We start from the raw sequence: 17,543 nt of genomic DNA on the forward strand, positions 1-17,543 counted from the left end.
CCGGGCATCCTAACCAACCCGCACGAGCACCCCATGCTGCAAGGAAAGACTGCCCTCGTCACCGGCTCCACCAGCGGCATCGGCCTGGGCATGGCGCTGACGCTGGCCCGCCACGGCGCCAAGGTCATGCTCAACGGCTTCGGCGACGTGGACGGCGCCGTGGCGCAGGTGAAGGCGCTGGGGGGGGCGGTGGCCTACCACGGGGCCGACATGCGCGACCCGGCGCAGATCGAGGCCATGGTGCGCGCGTGCGGCGAGCAGCTCGGCGGTCCCGACATCCTGATCAACAACGCCGGCATCCAGCACGTGGCCCAGGTCGAGGACTTTCCCGTGGAGCGCTGGGACGCGATCATCGCCATCAACCTCAGCTCGGCCTTCCACGCGATGCGCGTGGCGCTGCCGGGCATGAAGGCACGCGGCTGGGGCCGGGTGATCAACATCGCATCCGCGCACGGCCTGGTGGCCTCGGCCGGCAAGAGCGCCTACGTGGCGGCCAAGCACGGCATCGTCGGCCTGACGAAGGCAGCGGCACTGGAATGCGCCACCGGCGGCGTCACCGTGAACGCCATCTGCCCCGGCTGGGTGCTGACGCCGCTGGTGCAGAAGCAGATCGACGACCGCGCTGCGGCCGGCGGCATCAGCGTCGAGCAGGCCCAGCGCAACCTGCTGGCCGAGAAGGAGCCGTCGCTGCGCTTCACCACGCCCGAGCAGCTGGCCGAGCTGGCGGTCTTCATGTGCTCGCCCGCCGGCGACAACGTGCTCGGCGTGGCCTGGAACATGGACGGGGGCTGGCTGGCGCAGTAGGTCCCCCCCCGTAGCGGCTTCGCCGCTCCCCCCAGGGGGGCGACGCCAGCGGCCTGGCAGAGCCAGTTCCGCGGCGCCTGCTTGGTTGGCGCTACTTGGCGGACATCTGGACGCTGCCGCTCACGGACGCGGTGACGTTGGCCTTGCCGGCCTCCACTGGCAGCGCCTCGTCGGCCGACGCGGCGCGGCTGGCCTGCATGCGGTACATCGGCTGCGCGCCCGGGGGCTCGTTGCTCTGCACCGAGACCTCGCGGATGCTGTAGCCGCCGAAGCCGAAGTTGCGGCTGACGGCCTCGGCCTTGGCGCGGAAGCGTTCGATGGCCTGCGCGGTGACGTCGGCGTCGACCTTCTCGCGCGCCTCGCGCGACAGCGCGAACTGCACGCGGGCGATGGTCATCGTCTGCACGCGGCCGGTGAGCTGGGCGATGCCGGCGATGTCGCGGCCTTCCACCAGCACCTCGGCACTGCCTTGCCAGCCGTTGATGCCGCCCTTGGCCGCATAGCGCGGGTAGAGCGCGAAGTTGCCGGTCTGCACCTCGATCTGCCCGGGCCGGGCCGCCTTGCGCAGCTCGGCCAGTGCCGCGTCGACCGCCTGCTTCAGCTGGTTCTGCACCACGTTGGCATCGGTGCCCTCGCGGCTGGTGGAGAACGTCAGCTGCAGCAGGTCCTTCGTCACCTCCACGGTGGCACTGGCGGTCAGGCTGACCACGTTCTGCGGCGGCGGCAGGCTCTGGGCCTGCGCCGGGGCGGCCAGCGCCATCCAGGCGGTCAGGAGGGCGGGCACGAAAAGTCGCATGGGGATGTCCTTTTTGGGCAAAAACACGGATGCTCACCTGCAGCGCGTGACAACGCACACACGTTGACCGGGAACAGCACCCTGAGCGCCGAAAGACTTGTAACAGATGGTCAGGCTGCCTGTGGGGTCGGCGGAAAGCGGCCGAAACGGACCCCACAATGCGGCTGTTACAAATAGGGAGCCCACCATGAACACGCCTGCCAACGCACGTGCCGACCGCATCGTCGTCGTCGACGACGACGCGCGCATCCGCGACCTGCTGCGCCGCTACCTGTCGCAGGAAGGCTTCGAGGTGCTGCTCGCCGAGGACGCCAAGGCGCTGAACCGCGTGCTCACGCGCGACACGGTCGATCTCATCGTGCTCGACCTGATGCTGCCGGGCGAAGACGGCCTGTCGATCTGCCGCCGCCTGCGCGCGGCCAACGACGTCACGCCCATCATCATGCTCACCGCCAAGGTGGAAGACGTGGACCGCATCGTCGGCCTGGAAGTCGGCGCCGACGACTACCTGCCCAAGCCCTTCAACCCGCGCGAGCTGCTGGCACGCATCCACGCGGTGCTGCGCCGCCGTCCGTCGCCCGAGGCCCCGGGTGCGCCGAGCAAGGAACCGCAGGTCGTGACCTTCGGACCGTTCGAGTTCGACCTCTCGCTGCGCCGCCTGTCGAAGAACGGCGAGCAGATCGCGCTGACCACCGGCGAATTCAGCATGCTGAAGGCCCTGGTGCGCCACCCGCGCCAGCCGCTGAGCCGCGACAAGCTGGCGCAGCTCGCCCGCGGCCGCGAGTTCGAGCCCTTCGACCGCAGCCTCGACGTGCAGATCAGCCGCCTGCGCAAGATGCTGGAGCCCGACCCGGCGCAGCCGCGCTACATCCAGACCGTGTGGGGCGTGGGCTACGTCTTCGTGCCGGACGGCGCCAGCTGACGTGCCGTCCGCCTGGAACGTTCGGTGCCACCCGGCGGCCGCCGCGGAGCTGGCTCCGCCAGGCCGCCGGCGGCGCCCCCCTGGGGGGGAGCGGCGCAGCCGCTTCGGGGGGGGGCCGTAAATGTCGCGCAAGACCCTCGCTCTCAGCCTCTTCTGGCGCACCTTCTGCCTGCTGGCCATCCTGCTGGCGGGCGGCATCTTTGCCTGGGTGCAGACGCTGCGTGCGCTCGAGTTCGAGCCGCGCGCGGTGCAACAGGCGGCGCAGATCGCGGGCCTGGTGAACCTCTCGCGTGCGTCGCTGAAGCAGGCCGACGGCATCAACCGCGTCGCGCTGGTGAAGACGATGGGCGCGCAGGAGGTCATCCGCGTCACGCCGCGCGAGCCGGGTGACCGCGCCGAGCCCTTCGAGGTCGACCGCTTCACGCGCCGCGTCAGCCGCGAGCTGCGCGCCGCGCTCGGCCCCGACGCCGTGGTCGCCGCCAGCGTCAACGGGCAGCCCGGCCTGTGGGTGGGCTTCTCGATCGAGAACGACACCTACTGGCTGCAGGCCGAGGCCACGCACACCAGCCCGCTGACCAGCGGCACCTGGTTCGTGTGGATCGGCATCGCGGTGCTGGCCACGCTGCTGGGCTCGGTGGCGATCGCGCGGCTGATCAACCGGCCGCTGAAGCAGCTGAGCTTCGCCGCCAGCCGCATCCGCGAAGGCGACCTCGACTCGCGGCTCGACGAGAACACGCTCACCAGCGAGATCCGCGAGGTCAACATGGGCTTCAACCGCATGGCGCGCGAGCTGGCGCGGGTGGAGGAAGACCGCGCGGTGATGCTGGCCGGCATCAGCCACGACCTGCGCACGCCGCTGGCGCGCCTGCGGCTCGAGACCGAGATGAGCGTCTACGACGAAGAGGCCAAGCGCAACATGGCGATGGACATCGACCAGCTCGACGCCATCATCGACAAGTTCATGGACTACGCGCGCCCCGGCGAGACGCAGCTGCGCCCGGTGCACGTGTCGCAGCTGATCGACCGCGAGGCCTCGGGCTTCCGCGACCCGACGCAGATCCGCATCACCAGCCGCGTGGCGATCGACCTGAAGGTGATGGCCGACGACACCGAGCTCGGCCGCGTCTTCAGCAACCTGTTCGAGAACGCGCGCCGCTATGGCCGCGGCACCTACACCGGCCTGGCCGAGGTGTCGGTGAGCTACGTGCGCGCCGGGCCGTGGGTCATCATCACCGTGCGCGACCAGGGCCCCGGCGTGCCGCCCGAGAAGCTGTCGCAGCTGACCACGCCCTTCTTCCGCGGCGACGCCGCGCGCACCGCCGCCACCGGCGCCGGCCTGGGCCTGGCCATCGTCGAGAAGGCGATGCAGCGCATGGGCGGCAGCCTGGAGCTGGCCAACGCGCCCGAAGGCGGGCTGATGGCGCACATCCGGCTCAAGCGCGCGCCTTAGAACACCGCGTGCTCGCCGCGCTCCAGCGTGGCGGTGCCGCGCAGCAGCGCAGCGTGGTAGTCCTGCAGGGTGTGGGTGCCGGTGGACGGCGTGGCGTCGGCGTCGTAGCAGCCGGTGGCCGGGTCCAGCACCAGCATCGACTCGGTGGCGTAGTAGCGGCCGATGCGCGCCAGCTCGGCCTTGGCTGCGGCGGCCGGCAGCACCCGGCCCAGCAGGCCGAGCACCGCGATGATGGTGTCCAGCAGCGCCACCGGCACCTGCTTGAAGCGCGGCGGCCGGCCCAGCAACGCAAACAGCTGCGTGCCCTGCTCGCGCGGCGTCATCGCCGGGCCCGGGCCGCCGATGGGCAGCACGCGGTCGTGCCGCGCAGGGTCGTCGATGCAGCCGGCGATGTAGTCGCCCAGGTCGTCGTCGCTGATCGGCTTGCAGGCCGTCAGCGTGCCGTCGCCGAACACGAGGAAGGGCTTGCCGCGCCGCACGCGCTCGACCTGGCCCGACAGCGACTTGAAGAAGGCGGTGGGCCGCACGATCGAGTAGGTCAGGCCCGAGGCGATCAGCGCCTGCTCGAACGCCAGCTTGGCGTGCTGGAAGGCCAGCAGCGGCTTCTGCACGCAGATGGCCGACAGCAGCACCACGTGCCGCACGCCGGCCGCCTGCGCGGCCTGCAGCGCCAGCAGGTGCGCGCGGTGGTCGATGGCCCAGGCGTCCGCCGGCGCACCGGTGCGCGAGGCCAGGCACGAGACCAGCACGTCGACGTGCTCGCCGCAGAAGCCGTCGCGCGCCAGCGAGCCGGCATCGGTGACGTCGCCCGTGCGCAGCGTGGCCCCGGGGAACAGCGCGGCGCGGTCCCCCGCCCCGGGCCGCACGAAGCACACCACCTCGTGGCCCCGGCGCAGCAGCGCGCGCACCGTGGCGCGGCCGATGGTGCCGGTGGCGCCCAGCACCAGCACGCGCCGGCGGGCGGGCACGGGTCGGGAGGCGGGCGGCTGGGCGGCGGTGGCGGGCTGCATCGCCGCCATCTTAGTCAGGCCGGCCCGCGCACCGCCTGCTGCGGCGTGTAGTCGGGCCCGGCCGCGATGCGTGCGAAGTACGACTGGTGCGCGTCGCTGCCCGCGGGCCACAGCGCCAGGAAGCGGCGCTGCTGCTCGGAGCCGTCGATCTCCACCGCGATCGCGTCCAGGTGCACGGCGCCGTGCCGTCCGGCGGCCTGCACCCCGAAGCGGCGCAGGCCGCTGTCGGCGGGCCGCACGGCCAGGCGCGTCAGCAACCCGGCACGGTCGCCGGCGAAGTTCGGCATGCCGGTCGCGCCGTTGTTCAGCACCCAGGCCGGCGCCGCGGGGGCGCGCTGCAGGGCCTGGAACACCGGCAGGCAGGTGTGGCTGCACGCGAAGGCGTCCACGCCGGCCTGGTCGAACCAGGTGCGCACGGTGGCGCGGTGGCCGGCGTCGTGCAGGTGTTCCTGCGCGAAGCCCCAGCCGGCCAGCGACGTGGCGTCGCCATGCACGATGCCCACGTGCAGCCCGCCCACCTCGGCGCGCAGCCACATCGGCAGCGCACCAAGCGCGGCACGCTGCGCCGGCGTGGTGGCCTGCCGCAGCCGGCGCAGGATGCGGTTGGACCGCTCGACCACGCCGTCGCCCACCCAGTCGGGATAGGCGCAGCCGCAGCCGGCGTCGTCGTCGCCACCGGCGGGCTCGGCGGCGAGTTCGGTCTCGACGTTGCCGCGCAGCGCGGTGTGCTGCAGCACGGCCTGCTGCACGCGGGCGAAGGCGGCCGGGTCGGCATCGAACCAGTGGAAGTCGCCGTTGAAGACCAGCCGCTTGCGCCCCTGTTCGCGGTCGAACAGCGCCAGCACCTGCTGCAGCGCCAGTTCGTTGCCGTACAGGCCGCCCACCACGTACAGCACCTCCAGCCCGCCCAGCCCCGGCGACGGCGGGCCGGCCAGCTGCGCGGGCCGGTAGCGGTAGTGCAGCGGGCAGCTGCGGCCCGGGGTGGAGACAGCGGGGTCGGTCATCGTGTGGCGGCGGCCTGCGCCGCGGGGGTGCGGGCCGCGGCGCGGCGGGATGCGGGTGCCGCTGCGGGCGGATCGGCGACCGGAGCGGCGGGCAAGGCGTACAAGTCGTCGAGCAGCGCGGCGTCCACGGCGCGCACCGGCAGGTCCCAGACGATGCGGCCGTGCGCCAGGCCCAGCACGCGATCGGCCAGCACCGGCAGCAGCGCCTGCTGGTGCAGCACCGACACCAGCGTGCCGCCGGCCGCCGCCTGCAGCAGCGCGCGGCAGGCCAGTTGCGTGGCGGCCGGGTCCAGCGCCGCCGTGGGTTCGTCGGCCAGCACCAGCGGCGCACGCTGAAGTTGCAGCCGCGCCAGCAGCAGCTTCTGGCGTTCGCCGCCCGACAGCCGGTCGGCCCGCGTGCCGGCCTGCGCCTGCAGGCCCAGCGCCGCCAGCGCGGCATCGGCCTCGGCGCGCAGCGCGGGCGGGAACAGCCGCAGCCAGCTGCGCCAGGCCGGCAGCGCGTCGGCCCGGGCCAGCGCGCCGATGAGCACGTTGTCGCGGGCGCTCAGCCGCGGCACCGGGTGCAGGCCTTGCAGCACCTGGCCGGTCTGCGCACGCAGCGCGCGCCACTGCGCACGCGTCATCGCGCCACGCTGCGCCGGGCCGATGGCGCGACCCAGGACCTGCACGCGACCGGCCGCGGGCACCACGCTGCCGGCCAGCACGCGCAGCAGCGTGCTCTTGCCGGCCCCGTTGGCGCCGACCAGCGCCACGCGCTCGCCGGCCGCCACCTGCAGCTGCGGCACCTGCAGCAGCGTGCGCGTGCCGGTGGCCACGATCAGATCGCGGATGGCGACGACCGGCACGCTCACAGCAAGGCCTGCCGGATGCGCCGCGACAGCAGGTCGAACAGCACCACCAGCGCGATCACGACCAGCAGGATGCTCGCCAGCCGGCTCCACTGGAACAGGCTCACCGCTTCGGAGATCAGCAGCCCCAGCCCGCCGGCACCGATGAGCCCGAGGATCGTGGAGTCGCGGATGTTGAACTCCCACACGTACAGGTGGTTGCCGACGAACTGCGGCAGCACCGCCGGCCACACGCCCAGGAAGAACACCTGCAGCGGCGTGGCGCCGGTGGCGCGCACGGCGTCCACGGCCGCCATGTCCAGGCTCTCGATGCTCTCGGCGTACAGCTTGCCGTAGGTGCCCATCGAGTGCAGCGCGATCGCCAGGATGCCGGCCGTCGGCCCGAGGCCGACGATGCCCACCAGCACCAGCCCGAACACCAGCGTGTGCACGGCGCGCGCGGTGTCCAGCACCCCCTTGGCGGCCCAGGCCAGCAGCCGCGGCGCGTGCAGGTTGCGCGCCGCCAGCAGCCCCAGCGGCAGCGCCAGCACCGCGGCCAGCAGCGAGCCCAGCGTGGCGATCTGGAACGTGACCCAGGTGGCGCGGCCGAGCGCGGCCGCGAAGTCGGCCTCGACCGCGCGCCGGTCCTCCACGCGCAGCAGCGTGCCGTCGTCGCTGCGGTACTCCAGGCGTTCGGGGCCGAACCAGATGTCCAGGACACTCGGCCGCGCGAACTCGCCCAGCGTCTTCAGCAGGTTCTCCCAGGGGTTGCGGCCGATGCTGACGTCGCCCGCAGCCAGCAGCGACACGCCGCAGGCCGCCACCAGCGCTGCGTACAGCAGCGCCAGCAGCAGGAAACCCAGGCGCCCGCGCAACGCCGGCAGCCCGGGCAGCACCCGCACCGCCACGTTCACTTCGGGGCCAGCTTGCCGGTGGCCAGGCCGGCGTCGCGGATCGGCTTGTAGAAGCCGTTGTCGCTGGCGACGAAGCCGGTGTAGTGCGCCGGCAGCAGCTGCGGCTGCGTCTTCAGCAGCGGCCCCACCTCGGCCAGCGCCGCCTGCAGCCGCTGCACGAAGGCCTTGTCCTGGAACAGCGCCTCGCGCACCGCCACCGCGTCGTTGGGCAGCGGTGCCGACTGCCAGATGACCTTCGAGCGCTCGGCCTGGATCAGGCCTTGCTCGATCATCGCGTTGCGGTTGCGGTTGTAGTCGGCCCCGGCGTCCAGTTGCCCGGCCGTGACCTGGGTCTGGATCGCCTGGTGCTTGGTGTACAGCACGCGGGCGAAGTGCTTCTCGGGGTCGATGCCCTGCTGCTGGAAGAAGTGCAGCGGGATCAGGTAGCCCGAGGTCGAGCCCTTGTCGCCGAAGGCGAAGCTGCGGCCGCGGCCCTTGGCACCCAGCAGGTCCTGCACGGTCTGCAGGCCCGAGCCGGGGTGCGTGACGATCATCGCGAAGTACTCGGGCTTGCCGTCGTACAGGATGGTGGACACCACCTGCGCCCCGGCGAAGTGGTTGGCCAGCACGTAGCCCCAGGGGCCCATCAGCGCGATGTCGGTCTCGCCGTTGGCCAGCGACTTGGCCAGGCCTTCCCAGCTGTCCACGGTGCGCAGCTGCACCGGCCGGCCCAGCCGGGCTGCCAGGTGCTGCGCCAGCGGACGGTACGTGGCGTCGTTGCGGTCCTTGTCGGGCTGGAACAGGCCGACGCCGAAACGCAGCGGCGTGCCCTGGCCGCGCGCGGCCGGCACGGCCAGCGCAGCGGCGGCCAGCAGCGCGGCCCGGGTCGCGGTGCGGCGGGTGACGGGGGTGCTCATGCGGGATCTCCTGTCGAGGGATGCGGAGTGCCCGGCCGGCCGGCGGGCAGCGTGAACCGGCGGATGAAGCCGCGGTCGATGTGGTCCTTCCAGCGCCAGACCCAGCGGCCTTCCACGGCCAGCGCGCCGCGGGCGCCGATGGCACGGCCGTCGGCCGTGAACAGCAGCGTCAGGAAGCGCCGTTGCGGCTGGTGCACGGTGCCCTGCGCCGATGCACCGGGCGCGAGCGCAGCACGCAGGTTGCGCGACAGCACCGGCCCCATGCGCACCGCGTGCACGCCGGCCTTGGGCAGCGGCGTGGACCAGGCGGCGCAGTCGCCGACCGCGAACACCTGCGGGTGCGACACCGAGCGCAGCTGCGCGTCGATGCGCACGAAGCCCTGCGCGTCCACGGCCAGCGTGCCGCGACGCGCCGGGTCGGCCTGCCAGTCCTGCGCCTCGGCCCCGGTGGCCCACAGCACCAGGTCGCTGCTGCGCGCGACGGTGTCGCTCCAGGCCGTGCCCAGCTGCAGCGTGACACCGGCGCGCGCCAGTGCCTGCAAGGCATGGCGCACGGCCACGGGAGCCATGCCCGGCAGCAGCGCCGCGCTGCGTGTGACCAGGACGCCGTGCACCAGGCGGTCCGGACGCAGCGCACGCAGCCGCGCCAGCACCGCCAGCAGCGCCTCGAAACCGGCGGCGCCGCCACCCACCGCGGTGACGGTGCAGGGCTGCCGCGACGCATCCTGCTGCCAGCGCTGCAGCACCGCACCCCAGCCGGCCTGCAGCGCCGACAGCGGGCGAAGAGCCAGGAGTTGCGCCGACGCAGGCACCGGCGGCGGGCGCAGCGTGGAGCCCACGTTCAGCGACAGCAGCTCGTACGGCAGCACCGTGCCGTCGGCCAGCGTCAGCCGGCGCCGCGCCGGGTCCAGCGCCTGCAGTTCGCCCGGCATCCAGCGTGCGCCGGCCGCCGCGCACAGCGCGGCGAAGTCGATCACGATCTCGTCGAAGCGGTAGGTGCCGGCCAGCCAGCCCGGCACCATGCCCGAGTAAGGCGCCAGCGCCTGGGGCGAGACGACGACCAGCTCCACCCCCGGCACCGGCGCGTGCAGCCAGTCCAGCAGCACCTGGGCGTGCGCGTGGCCGGCACCGGCCAGCACCAGCCGCCTCATCCGCGCTCCCAGGAGTGGTAGCGCTGCACCCAGCGCAGCAGGCCCTGCGGCGCGTGCGCGCGCTTCCATGCACCGGCCGCGTACTTGTTGGCCTCGGCCAGCGTCGGGTAGGTGTGGATGGTGCCCAGGATCTTGTTCAGGCCGAGGCCGTGCTTCATCGCCAGCACGTACTCGGCCAGCAGGTCGCCGGCGTGGGTGCCGACGATGGTGACGCCGAGGATCTTGTCCTTGCCCGGCACGGTCAGCACCTTGACGAAGCCGTGCGCAGTGCCGTCTGCGATGGCGCGGTCCAGGTCGTCGATGCCGTAGCGCGTGACCTCCACCGCGATGCCCTGCGCCTGCGCCTCGGTCTCCGACAGGCCCACGCGCGCCACCTCGGGGTCGGTGAAGGTGGCCCAGGGGATCACGCTGTAGTCGGCGGCAAAGCGGCGGAAGCGCCCGAACAGCGCATTCACCGCCGCGTACCAGGCCTGGTGCGCCGCGGTGTGGGTGAACTGGAACGGCCCGGCCACGTCGCCCACCGCGTAGATGTTGGGGTAGACGGTCTGCAGCCACGCGTTGGTGGCGATGGTCTTGCGCGGCGTGAGCGGGATGCCCAGCTCCTCGAGCCCGAAGCCGGTGACACGCGGGCTGCGGCCCACGGCGCACAGCAGCGCGTCGAAGGCGATCGTGTGCTCGCGGCCCTCGGCGCGCGCCACGAGCTGCCGTTCGCCACCGACCTGCTGCACGCGCACGGCCTCATGGCCGGTCAGCAGCGTCACGCCGTCGGCCCGCAGCGCGGCCGCCACCAGGTCCGAGACCTCGGGGTCCTCGCGCCCCATCACGCGCGGCGCCATCTCCACCTGCGTGACCTGCGCGCCCAGCCGCGCGAAGCTCTGCGCCAGCTCGCAGCCGATGGGCCCGCCGCCCAGCACCACCAGCCGCCGCGGCAGCGCCTGCAGGTCCCAGACCGTGTCGCTGGTCAGGAAGCCGGCCTCCTGCAGCCCCGGGATCGGCGGCACGAAGGGGCTGGCGCCGGTGGCCACCACGATGCCGCGGGTGGTCAGCGTCTGCTGGCGGCCGTCGGCCAGCGTCACCTGCACCGTCCACGGGCTGGTGATGCGCGCGTGGCCTTGCAGCACTTCCACGCCCAGCTCGGTGTAGCGCTCCACCGAGTCGTGCGGTTCGATGGTCTGCACCACCTGCCGGATGCGCGCCATCACGGCGGCGAAGTCGAGACGGCCGCCGGCGTCGCGCACGCCGAAGTCGGCGGCGTGGCGCAGCGCATGCATCAGCTTGGCCGAGCGGATCAGCGCCTTGCTCGGCACGCAGCCGTAGTTCAGGCAGTCGCCGCCCATCTTGTGGCCTTCGACCAGCGTCACCTTCGCCTTCACCGCCGCGGCGATGTAGGCAGAGACCAGGCCGCCGGCACCGGCGCCGATGACGACCAGGTTGCGGTCGAAGCGGGCCGGCCTGTCCCAGCGGGCATAGACCTTGCGCCGCTGCAGCCAGCCCACGACGGCCTTGGCCAGCAGCGGAAACAGCCCCAGCAGCACGAAGCTGCCCCACAGCGCCGGCGAGAGCACGTCGCGCAGGCTGCCGATGGCCGCCAGCTGCGTGCCCGCGTTCACGTACACCAGCGTGCCCGGCAGCATGCCGAGCTGGCTGACGGCGTAGAAGCGGCCGGCGCCGATGGGCGTCAGCCCCGACAGCAGGTTCACCAGCCAGAACGGGAACACCGGCACCAGGCGCAGCGTCAGCAGGTAGAACGTGCCGTCGCGCTGCATGCCTTCGTTGATGGGTGCCAGGCGCTTGCCGAAGCGCGCCTGCACCAGGTCGCGCAGCAGGTAGCGCGCGGTCAGGAAGGCCAGCAGCGCGCCCAGGCTGGACGCGAACGACACCAGCACGAAGCCCGCGCCGAGCCCGAACACCGCACCCGCCGCCAGCGTCAGCACCACCGCACCGGGCACCGACAGCGCGGCAGCGGCCACGTACACCGCGAAGAAGGCCGCGGCGGTGGCCGCGGGCCGTGCCTGGTAGGCGCCGACCAGCGCGTCGCGGCTGGCCTTGAGCTGGTCCAGCGTCAGCAGGCTGCCGAGCGCGAAGTGCTGCCAGGCCCACACCACGGCCACGGCCAGCGCCGCGGCGCCGGCCCACAGCGCCGCCTTGCCGGGCCGGGCCATCAGGCGGCCCCGGCGGTGGCGCTGGCCGCAGCGGCGCTGCCGGCGGTGTCGGCGAGCGCGCCGCCGCAGCTGCTGCCCTGCCCGGCGGTGCAGCCGTAGCAGTGGTCGGCGATGGCGATCGGCGCGCCCGCCGGGTCGGTGAGCAGCAGGTCGCGCAGGTGCGGCGCACCGGTCCGCTGCCCGGGCAGGCGCGCGCGCAGCCCGAGCATCTGGTTGAAGTCGCAGTCGTACAGGTCGCCCTGCCAGTCGACGCTGACCTGGCTGCGGCACATCACCGTGGCCAGGTTCTCGGGCCGGTAGCTGCCGCGCAGCAGCTGCATGTAGGCGGCGAACGTGCCCTTGCTGACCAGCGTGCTGCCGAAGCGCTGGATCGGCATGTTGGTCAGCGCGTACAGGTGGTCGAAGCGGATGCCGAAGTGCTGCAGCAGTTCGCGCTTGTAGTCGGCTTCCAGCGGGCCCTGCGGCGGCGGCAGCGACGGGCCCTGCGGGTTGTAGACGAGGTTCAGCACCAGGCCGCTGCCCGGCTGTGCGTAGCCCAGCGCGTTCAGCGCCTGCAGGCCGGCGATGCTGCGATCGAAGACGCCGTCGCCGCGCTGGCGGTCGACGTTGGCGGGTGAGTAACACGGCAGCGACGCCACCACCTCCACCTGCTGCGCGGCCAGGAAGGCGCCGAGGTCTTCGTGCCCGGGCTCGGACAGGATGGTCAGGTTGCAGCGGTCGATCACGTGCACGCCCAATGCGCGTGCCTGCCGCACCAGGCGCCGGAAGTGCGGGTTGAGCTCGGGTGCGCCGCCGGTGAGATCCAGCGTGCGCACGGCACGGGACTGCAGCACCTGCAGCACGAGATCCACGGTGTCGGCGTCCATCATCTCGGTGCGCTGCGGGCTCGCGGCCACGTGGCAGTGCAGGCAGCTCTGGTTGCACTTGTAGCCCAGGTTCACCTGCAAGGTGTCGAGCCGGGCGCGCTGCAGCGGCGGGAAGTCGGTGGCGGCGAGCAGGGCGAGCGTGGCGTGCATGGCGGTGGGGGCCTTCGTGACGGTGGATGCCGGTGGCAGTGTTGCGCAGTTCCGGCAGGGCTGCTGGCCTAGTCGTCGCACAGCCCCGTTTCGTTACAGCGGCGCCGTGCCGCGACGCACCGCACAATGCGCGGCCCGCCCGCTGTAACCTTTTCCTGCGTCCCGACGACATGGTGTTCGACCCCCGCCAAGACGACTTCGAGTCGGGCCTGAAGCCGCTCTGGCTGCAGGGCCAGGCGGGCGACGAGGCAGCCTACGCCGAAGCACTGCGCCGCATCGCCACCCGGCTGCGCGGCTACCTGCGGCGGCGCCTGCAAGGCCTGCCGGACGACGTGGAGGACCTGGTGCAAGACACCCTGCTCGCACTGCACCTGCAGCGTGGCACCTACGACCCGGCGCTGCCCGTCAGCGCCTGGGTGCTGGCGATCGCGCGTCACAAGCTGGTCGACCTGTGGCGCCGCCGCGGCCGCCAGGACGACCTGCACGAGCCGCTCGACGACGGCGCCGCGCTGGGCCTGGCCGCACCCGAAGGCGATGGCGGCGCACGGCGCGACCTGGCGCGGCTGCTGGCGACGCTGCCCGAGGCGCAGCGGCAGGCGATCGCGCTGACGAAGCTGGAAGGCCTGTCGGTGGCCGACGCGGCCCGGCGCACCGGCGCCAGCGAGTCGGCCATCAAGGTGCAGGTGCACCGCGGCCTGAAGCGCCTGGCAGCGCTGGTGCGCGGCGACGGCAAGGAGACCCCGTGAACACCGACGCCTGGATCGACCTGCTGGCCCGCGGCGCGGGCCCCGCCCCGCGGGCCGTGGCCGCGCGGCGCCTGGTGCCGGCGGTGCTGGTCGGGATGCTGGCCAGCACGCTGCTGGCGCTGCTGCTGATCGGTCCGGTGCCGGCGGCCTTGTTCGCGACACCGGTGCCCTGGGTGAAGCTGGCGTACGCCGCCGCGCTGCTGGCGGCTGCCGGCTGGCTGGCAGCGCGGCTGGCGCGGCCGCTGCCTCGCTGGCAGGCCGCGGCCCGCTGCACGCTGGCGGTTCTGGCCGCGATGGCGGTGCTGGGACTGCTGGCGTGGTGGTCGGCGCCGCAGGCCGACCGGATGCCGCTGCTGCTGGGCGCCTCGTGGGCGGCCTGCCCCTGGAACGTGCTGGCGTTGTCGCTGCCGGCGCTGGCGGCCACGCTGTGGGCCGTGCGCGGCCTGGCGCCGACCGCGCCGCGCGCCGCCGGCGCCGCCTGCGGGCTGGCGGCCGGAGCCGCCGGCGCCTTCGGCTATGCCTTCGCCTGCCCCGAGCCGGGCGTCAGCTTCGTCGCCGCGTGGTACACGCTGGGCATGCTGCTGACCGCCGCCTTGGGTGCCGTGTCGGGACCGCGCCTGCTGCGCTGGTAGGCACGCGCCGGCCGCCGCCGGCCGGGCTGCCGCGTGCCTTAGGCTTGGCGACATGACACCGCCTGCCCGCCTGCCGCCGACCCACCGCCCCGCCTGCCGGGGCGCCGCATGACGGCCGCGGCAGCGACCCCGCGCGCCTTTGCCGCGCTGCTGCTGCTGGCCACGCTGTTCGGCGCCAACCACGTGGCCGCGCGCGTGGCCATGGACCACGGCGTCGACGTGGCCACGGCCGTCACCGTGCGCAGCCTGGCCACCGCGGCGGTGGTGGCGCTGCTGGTGCGTGCGGCCGGCGTGCCCTGGCACCTGGGGCCGCGGCACCGCCGCTTCATGCCGCTGATCGGCGTGCTGGTCACCGTGCAGAGCCTGTGCCTGTACGCGGCGGTGGCGCGCATCCCGGTGGCGCTGGCACTGCTGGCCTTCAACACCTACCCGCTGTGGACGGCGCTGGCCGCGCGCGTGTTCTACGGGCACCGGCCCGAGCGCCGCGTGCTGCTGGCGATGCCGCTGATCCTGGCCGGCCTGGCGCTGGCGCTCGATGTCTCGGGCGCAGCCGGCGGCCTGGGCCTGCAGGCGCAGTGGGGCCGCATCGGGCTGGGCGTGGCGTTCGCGGTGGCGGCAGCCGCCGTCTTCGGCCTCGTGCTCGCCTTCACGCAGCACGAGGTGGCCGACCTCGACGGCCGCCTGCGCACCGTGATCGCGATGGCCATCACCGGCACGCTGGCCCTGGGGATCGCGCTGGCGCAAGGCGGCCTGCACTGGCCCGCGGCCGCGCCTGGCTGGTGGGGGCTGCTGGCGCTGACGGCGCTGTACGGCACCGCGATCACGGTGCTGTTCACGGTGCTGCCACGGCTGGGCGTGGTGGGCAGCTCGCCCATCCTCAACGTCGAGCCCGTCGCCGCGCTGCTGCTGGCCTGGTGGCTGCTGGACCAGCGCATCGCGCCGGTGCAGGTGCTGGGCGCGCTGCTGGTGGTGGGGACGGTGATGGCGCTGGGCCTACGCCGGCAGCGCTGACAGCAGCGCCGCGCTCGGCGTCTTCCAGCCGACGATGGCGCCCTGCGCCACCAGCATCGCCAGCGCGGCGGCCTTGAAGGCCGGGAAGTAGCTGGCGGTGGCGTCCTCGACGACCAGGCAGGTGTAGCCGCGGTCGTTGGCCTCGCGCATGCTGGTCTGCACGCAGACCTCGGTGGTGACGCCGGTGAACACCAGGTGCGTGATGCCGGCTGCCTGCAGGCGTGCGTGCAGGCCGTCCGGTGCGCAGGTATTCCAGAACATGCCCTTGCCGGGTTTGTCGATCACCCATTCGCCCGGCAGTGGCGCCAGCGCCGGGATGATGTCGGCCCCGGGCTCGCCGGCCACCAGCAGGCGGCCCATCGGCCCGGGGTCGCCGATGCGCAGCGTGGGGCTGCCGCGCTCGCGCTTGGCCGGCGGGCAGTCGGACAGGTCGGGCCGGTGGCACTCGCGCGTGTGCAGCACCGGCCAGCCGCGCTGGCGCCAGGAGGCCAGCAGCGCTGCGATCGGCGCGATGGCCGTGTGCAGCTGCGTCACGTCGTTGCCCAGGCTGGCACCGAAGCCGCCGGGCTCGACGAAGTCGCGCTGCATGTCGATGACGACGAGCGCGGTGCACCCGCCGGGCGCCAGCGGGTAAGGAAACGGTTCGGCGTCGACGGCGATCATGCGGCGGCGGGCTCGGCGTGGTCGTGGGCATGCCCGCCCATGTGGGCACCCAGCGTATGGCGGTCGGCGCCCGCGGCCGGGCAGCTGTAGACGATGCGGCCCTCGCTCATCACCACCACGCGGTCGGCCAGCTGCAGCAGCTCGTCCAGGTCTTCGCTGACCAGCAGCACCGCGGCGCCGCGGTTGCGGGCCGCCAGCAGCCGCGCGTGGATCTCGGCCACGGCCGCGAAGTCGAGCCCGAAGACCGGGTTGGACACCAGCAGCAGCCGGGCGTCTTCCGAGAGCTCGCGCGCCAGCACCGCGCGCTGCACGTTGCCACCCGACAGCGACCGGATCGGCGCGCCCTCGCCCTGCGTCTTCACGCCGTACTCGGCGATCAGCGCCCGTGCGCGTTCGCGCAGCACGCCCCAGCGCAGCCAGCCGCCGCGTGCGGCCGGCGCGGTGTCGAACACGCGCAGCCCCATGTTGTGGCCGACGCTGAGCTCGCCGACGCAGGCGTTGCGCAGCGGCTCCTCGGGCAGGCTGCGCACCTGCAGGCGGCGGTTCTGCGCGCGCGTGGCGTGGAAGCGCTCGCCGGCCACGCGCACCTCGCCGCCCTCGCGCGCGCGCTGGCCCACCAGCGACTCCATCAGCTCGCGCTGCCCGTTGCCCGAGACACCCGCCACGCCGACGATCTCGCCGGCCCGCACCTGCAGGTCCAGGCCGTGCACGGCGCGCTCACCGCGGTCGCCGCCCACGTGCAGGCCCTGCACGTCCAGCACCACGGCGCCGGCCTCACGCTCGTCGCGCTGCAGCACGGCCGCGGCCTTGGCGCCTTCGCCCACCATCGCGGCGGCCAGCGCCGCGGCCGACACGTCGGCCACCGCGTGGCTGGCCACCAGCCGGCCGCGGCGCAGCACGCTCACGTCGTCGGCGTGCTCGGCGACCTCGCGGAACTTGTGCGTGATCATCACCACCGTGCAGTCGCCCGCGTGTGCGCGGTCCTTCAGCAGGCCCAGCACCTCGTCGGCCTCCTGCGGCGTCAGCACCGAGGTCGGTTCGTCCAGGATCAGCAGCCGCGGCTTCAGGTACAGCTGCTTCAGGATCTCGAGCTTCTGCTTCTCGCCGGCCGACAGGTCCTGCGGCGTGGCATCCAGGTCCAGCCGGAACGGCGTCGTCTCCAGGAAGGCCTGCAGCTCGGCGCGCACGCGTTTCCACGGCACCACCGCCGGCAGCCTGCCGCGCGCGAGCAGCAGGTTCTCGGCCACCGTCATGCCGGGCACCACGGTGAAGTGCTGGTAGACCATGCCGATGCCGAGCTGGCGTGCCACGGTGGGTGTGTGGATGTCGTGCTCGCGGCCGTCGATCATCACCGCGCCGTGCTCGGCCCGGTAGTAGCCGACGATGCACTTCACCAGCGTGCTCTTGCCCGCGCCGTTCTCGCCCAGCAGCGCGTGCACGGTGCCGGGCCGCACCTTCAGCGAGACGTGGTCGAGCGCCGTGAAGGCGCCGAAGCGCTTGGTCAGCTCGAAGGTCTCCAGCGACAAGGCATGCGTCATG

General features: G+C 73.4%; 17 protein-coding genes. 6 read left to right on the forward strand and 11 right to left on the reverse strand.

What is annotated here, in order from left to right; all coding sequences use genetic code 11:
• Positions 1-33: 33 nt before the first annotated feature.
• Positions 34-804 carry a 3-hydroxybutyrate dehydrogenase gene (locus tag ACPOLB_RS04120; protein ID WP_425260032.1) on the forward strand — a complete coding sequence of 257 codons (771 nt, stop codon included), beginning with the start codon at positions 34-36 and terminating at the stop codon, positions 802-804.
• 91 nt (positions 805-895) lie between these two features.
• Here ACPOLB_RS04120 and ACPOLB_RS04125 read toward each other — a convergent pair whose 3' ends face one another.
• Positions 896-1,600: an SIMPL domain-containing protein gene (locus ACPOLB_RS04125; RefSeq protein WP_425260033.1), complete on the reverse strand. Its 705-nt coding sequence runs from the start codon at positions 1,598-1,600 to the stop codon at positions 896-898.
• 187 nt (positions 1,601-1,787) lie between these two features.
• Between ACPOLB_RS04125 and ompR the strand changes: the two genes are divergently transcribed.
• Positions 1,788-2,522: a two-component system response regulator OmpR gene (gene ompR / locus ACPOLB_RS04130; RefSeq protein ID WP_425260034.1), complete on the forward strand. Its 735-nt coding sequence runs from the start codon at positions 1,788-1,790 to the stop codon at positions 2,520-2,522.
• A gap of 121 nt (positions 2,523-2,643) precedes the next feature.
• Positions 2,644-3,972, forward strand: coding sequence for an ATP-binding protein (locus tag ACPOLB_RS04135; protein ID WP_425260035.1), 1,329 nt, complete (start codon positions 2,644-2,646; stop codon positions 3,970-3,972).
• Here ACPOLB_RS04135 and ACPOLB_RS04140 read toward each other — a convergent pair.
• Genes ACPOLB_RS04140 through arsS form a run of 8 tightly spaced genes read right to left on the reverse strand, consistent with a single transcriptional unit; the run spans position 3,969 to position 12,952 of the window.
• The gene (locus ACPOLB_RS04140) at positions 3,969-4,982 is read right to left on the reverse strand and encodes an NAD(P)H-binding protein (protein ID WP_425260036.1); all 1,014 of its coding nucleotides are present in this window, start codon (positions 4,980-4,982) and stop codon (positions 3,969-3,971) included. The genes ACPOLB_RS04135 and ACPOLB_RS04140 overlap by 4 nt on opposite strands.
• A gap of 14 nt (positions 4,983-4,996) precedes the next feature.
• Complete coding sequence (locus ACPOLB_RS04145; protein ID WP_425260037.1) at positions 4,997-5,986, reverse strand: hypothetical protein; 990 nt, start codon at positions 5,984-5,986, stop codon at positions 4,997-4,999.
• Positions 5,983-6,837, reverse strand: a complete 855-nt coding sequence (locus ACPOLB_RS04150) for an ATP-binding cassette domain-containing protein (protein ID WP_425260038.1) — start codon at positions 6,835-6,837, stop codon at positions 5,983-5,985. The genes ACPOLB_RS04145 and ACPOLB_RS04150 overlap by 4 nt, the downstream gene beginning before the upstream one ends.
• A complete protein-coding gene (gene phnE / locus ACPOLB_RS04155) occupies positions 6,834-7,727 on the reverse strand; it encodes a phosphonate ABC transporter, permease protein PhnE (RefSeq protein ID WP_425260039.1) in 894 nt (297 codons plus the stop codon). The genes ACPOLB_RS04150 and phnE overlap by 4 nt, the downstream gene beginning before the upstream one ends.
• Positions 7,724-8,623 (reverse strand): phosphate/phosphite/phosphonate ABC transporter substrate-binding protein, encoded by a 900-nt coding sequence (locus tag ACPOLB_RS04160; RefSeq protein WP_425260040.1) that lies wholly within the window; start codon positions 8,621-8,623, stop codon positions 7,724-7,726. Before ACPOLB_RS04160 ends, phnE begins: the two co-directional genes overlap by 4 nt.
• Positions 8,620-9,774 (reverse strand): FAD-dependent oxidoreductase, encoded by a 1,155-nt coding sequence (locus ACPOLB_RS04165; protein WP_425260041.1) that lies wholly within the window; start codon positions 9,772-9,774, stop codon positions 8,620-8,622. Before ACPOLB_RS04165 ends, ACPOLB_RS04160 begins: the two co-directional genes overlap by 4 nt.
• Positions 9,771-11,936, reverse strand: a complete 2,166-nt coding sequence (locus tag ACPOLB_RS04170) for an FAD-dependent oxidoreductase (protein ID WP_425260042.1) — start codon at positions 11,934-11,936, stop codon at positions 9,771-9,773. Before ACPOLB_RS04170 ends, ACPOLB_RS04165 begins: the two co-directional genes overlap by 4 nt.
• Positions 11,936-12,952 carry an arsenosugar biosynthesis radical SAM (seleno)protein ArsS gene (arsS, locus tag ACPOLB_RS04175; RefSeq protein WP_425260043.1) on the reverse strand — a complete coding sequence of 339 codons (1,017 nt, stop codon included), beginning with the start codon at positions 12,950-12,952 and terminating at the stop codon, positions 11,936-11,938. Before arsS ends, ACPOLB_RS04170 begins: the two co-directional genes overlap by 1 nt.
• A 170-nt stretch (positions 12,953-13,122) precedes the next feature.
• On the opposite strand from arsS, the gene ACPOLB_RS04180 reads away from it, so the two are divergent.
• The 3 genes from ACPOLB_RS04180 to ACPOLB_RS04190 all read left to right on the forward strand — a co-directional run bounded on the left by ACPOLB_RS04180 (position 13,123) and on the right by ACPOLB_RS04190 (position 15,341).
• Positions 13,123-13,698, forward strand: a complete 576-nt coding sequence (locus ACPOLB_RS04180) for a sigma-70 family RNA polymerase sigma factor (RefSeq protein WP_425260044.1) — start codon at positions 13,123-13,125, stop codon at positions 13,696-13,698.
• Positions 13,695-14,330, forward strand: a complete 636-nt coding sequence (locus ACPOLB_RS04185) for a DUF1109 domain-containing protein (protein WP_425260045.1) — start codon at positions 13,695-13,697, stop codon at positions 14,328-14,330. Before ACPOLB_RS04180 ends, ACPOLB_RS04185 begins: the two co-directional genes overlap by 4 nt.
• Before the next feature lie 108 nt (positions 14,331-14,438).
• Positions 14,439-15,341 (forward strand): DMT family transporter, encoded by a 903-nt coding sequence (locus tag ACPOLB_RS04190; protein WP_425260046.1) that lies wholly within the window; start codon positions 14,439-14,441, stop codon positions 15,339-15,341.
• On the opposite strand, the gene ACPOLB_RS04195 is transcribed toward ACPOLB_RS04190, so the two are convergent.
• Entirely contained in the window at positions 15,324-16,004 is a 681-nt protein-coding gene (locus ACPOLB_RS04195) for a cysteine hydrolase family protein (protein ID WP_425260047.1), read from the reverse strand. The two genes, ACPOLB_RS04190 and ACPOLB_RS04195, sit on opposite strands and share 18 nt — an antisense overlap.
• Entirely contained in the window at positions 16,001-17,542 is a 1,542-nt protein-coding gene (locus tag ACPOLB_RS04200; RefSeq protein ID WP_425260048.1) for an ABC transporter ATP-binding protein, read from the reverse strand. The genes ACPOLB_RS04195 and ACPOLB_RS04200 overlap by 4 nt, the downstream gene beginning before the upstream one ends.
• Position 17,543: the final 1 nt, after the last annotated feature.

Source organism: Rubrivivax soli, from assembly GCF_049810355.1.
GTDB lineage: Bacteria > Pseudomonadota > Gammaproteobacteria > Burkholderiales > Burkholderiaceae_C > Rubrivivax.

What these genes read in the sequence shown, in the direction of transcription:
- ACPOLB_RS04120 (WP_425260032.1), top strand. Translation starts at nt 34, where the DNA reads ATGCTGCAAGGAAAGACTGCCCTCGTCACCGGCTCCACCAGCGGCATC.
- ACPOLB_RS04125 (WP_425260033.1), bottom strand. Translation starts at nt 1,600, where the DNA reads ATGCGACTTTTCGTGCCCGCCCTCCTGACCGCCTGGATGGCGCTGGCC.
- ompR (WP_425260034.1), top strand. Translation starts at nt 1,788, where the DNA reads ATGAACACGCCTGCCAACGCACGTGCCGACCGCATCGTCGTCGTCGAC.
- ACPOLB_RS04135 (WP_425260035.1), top strand. Translation starts at nt 2,644, where the DNA reads ATGTCGCGCAAGACCCTCGCTCTCAGCCTCTTCTGGCGCACCTTCTGC.
- ACPOLB_RS04140 (WP_425260036.1), bottom strand. Translation starts at nt 4,982, where the DNA reads ATGCAGCCCGCCACCGCCGCCCAGCCGCCCGCCTCCCGACCCGTGCCC.
- ACPOLB_RS04145 (WP_425260037.1), bottom strand. Translation starts at nt 5,986, where the DNA reads ATGACCGACCCCGCTGTCTCCACCCCGGGCCGCAGCTGCCCGCTGCAC.
- ACPOLB_RS04160 (WP_425260040.1), bottom strand. Translation starts at nt 8,623, where the DNA reads ATGAGCACCCCCGTCACCCGCCGCACCGCGACCCGGGCCGCGCTGCTG.
- ACPOLB_RS04165 (WP_425260041.1), bottom strand. Translation starts at nt 9,774, where the DNA reads ATGAGGCGGCTGGTGCTGGCCGGTGCCGGCCACGCGCACGCCCAGGTG.
- ACPOLB_RS04170 (WP_425260042.1), bottom strand. Translation starts at nt 11,936, where the DNA reads ATGGCCCGGCCCGGCAAGGCGGCGCTGTGGGCCGGCGCCGCGGCGCTG.
- arsS (WP_425260043.1), bottom strand. Translation starts at nt 12,952, where the DNA reads ATGCACGCCACGCTCGCCCTGCTCGCCGCCACCGACTTCCCGCCGCTG.
- ACPOLB_RS04180 (WP_425260044.1), top strand. Translation starts at nt 13,123, where the DNA reads ATGGTGTTCGACCCCCGCCAAGACGACTTCGAGTCGGGCCTGAAGCCG.
- ACPOLB_RS04190 (WP_425260046.1), top strand. Translation starts at nt 14,439, where the DNA reads ATGACGGCCGCGGCAGCGACCCCGCGCGCCTTTGCCGCGCTGCTGCTG.
- ACPOLB_RS04195 (WP_425260047.1), bottom strand. Translation starts at nt 16,004, where the DNA reads ATGATCGCCGTCGACGCCGAACCGTTTCCTTACCCGCTGGCGCCCGGC.
- ACPOLB_RS04200 (WP_425260048.1), bottom strand. Translation starts at nt 17,542, where the DNA reads ATGACGCATGCCTTGTCGCTGGAGACCTTCGAGCTGACCAAGCGCTTC.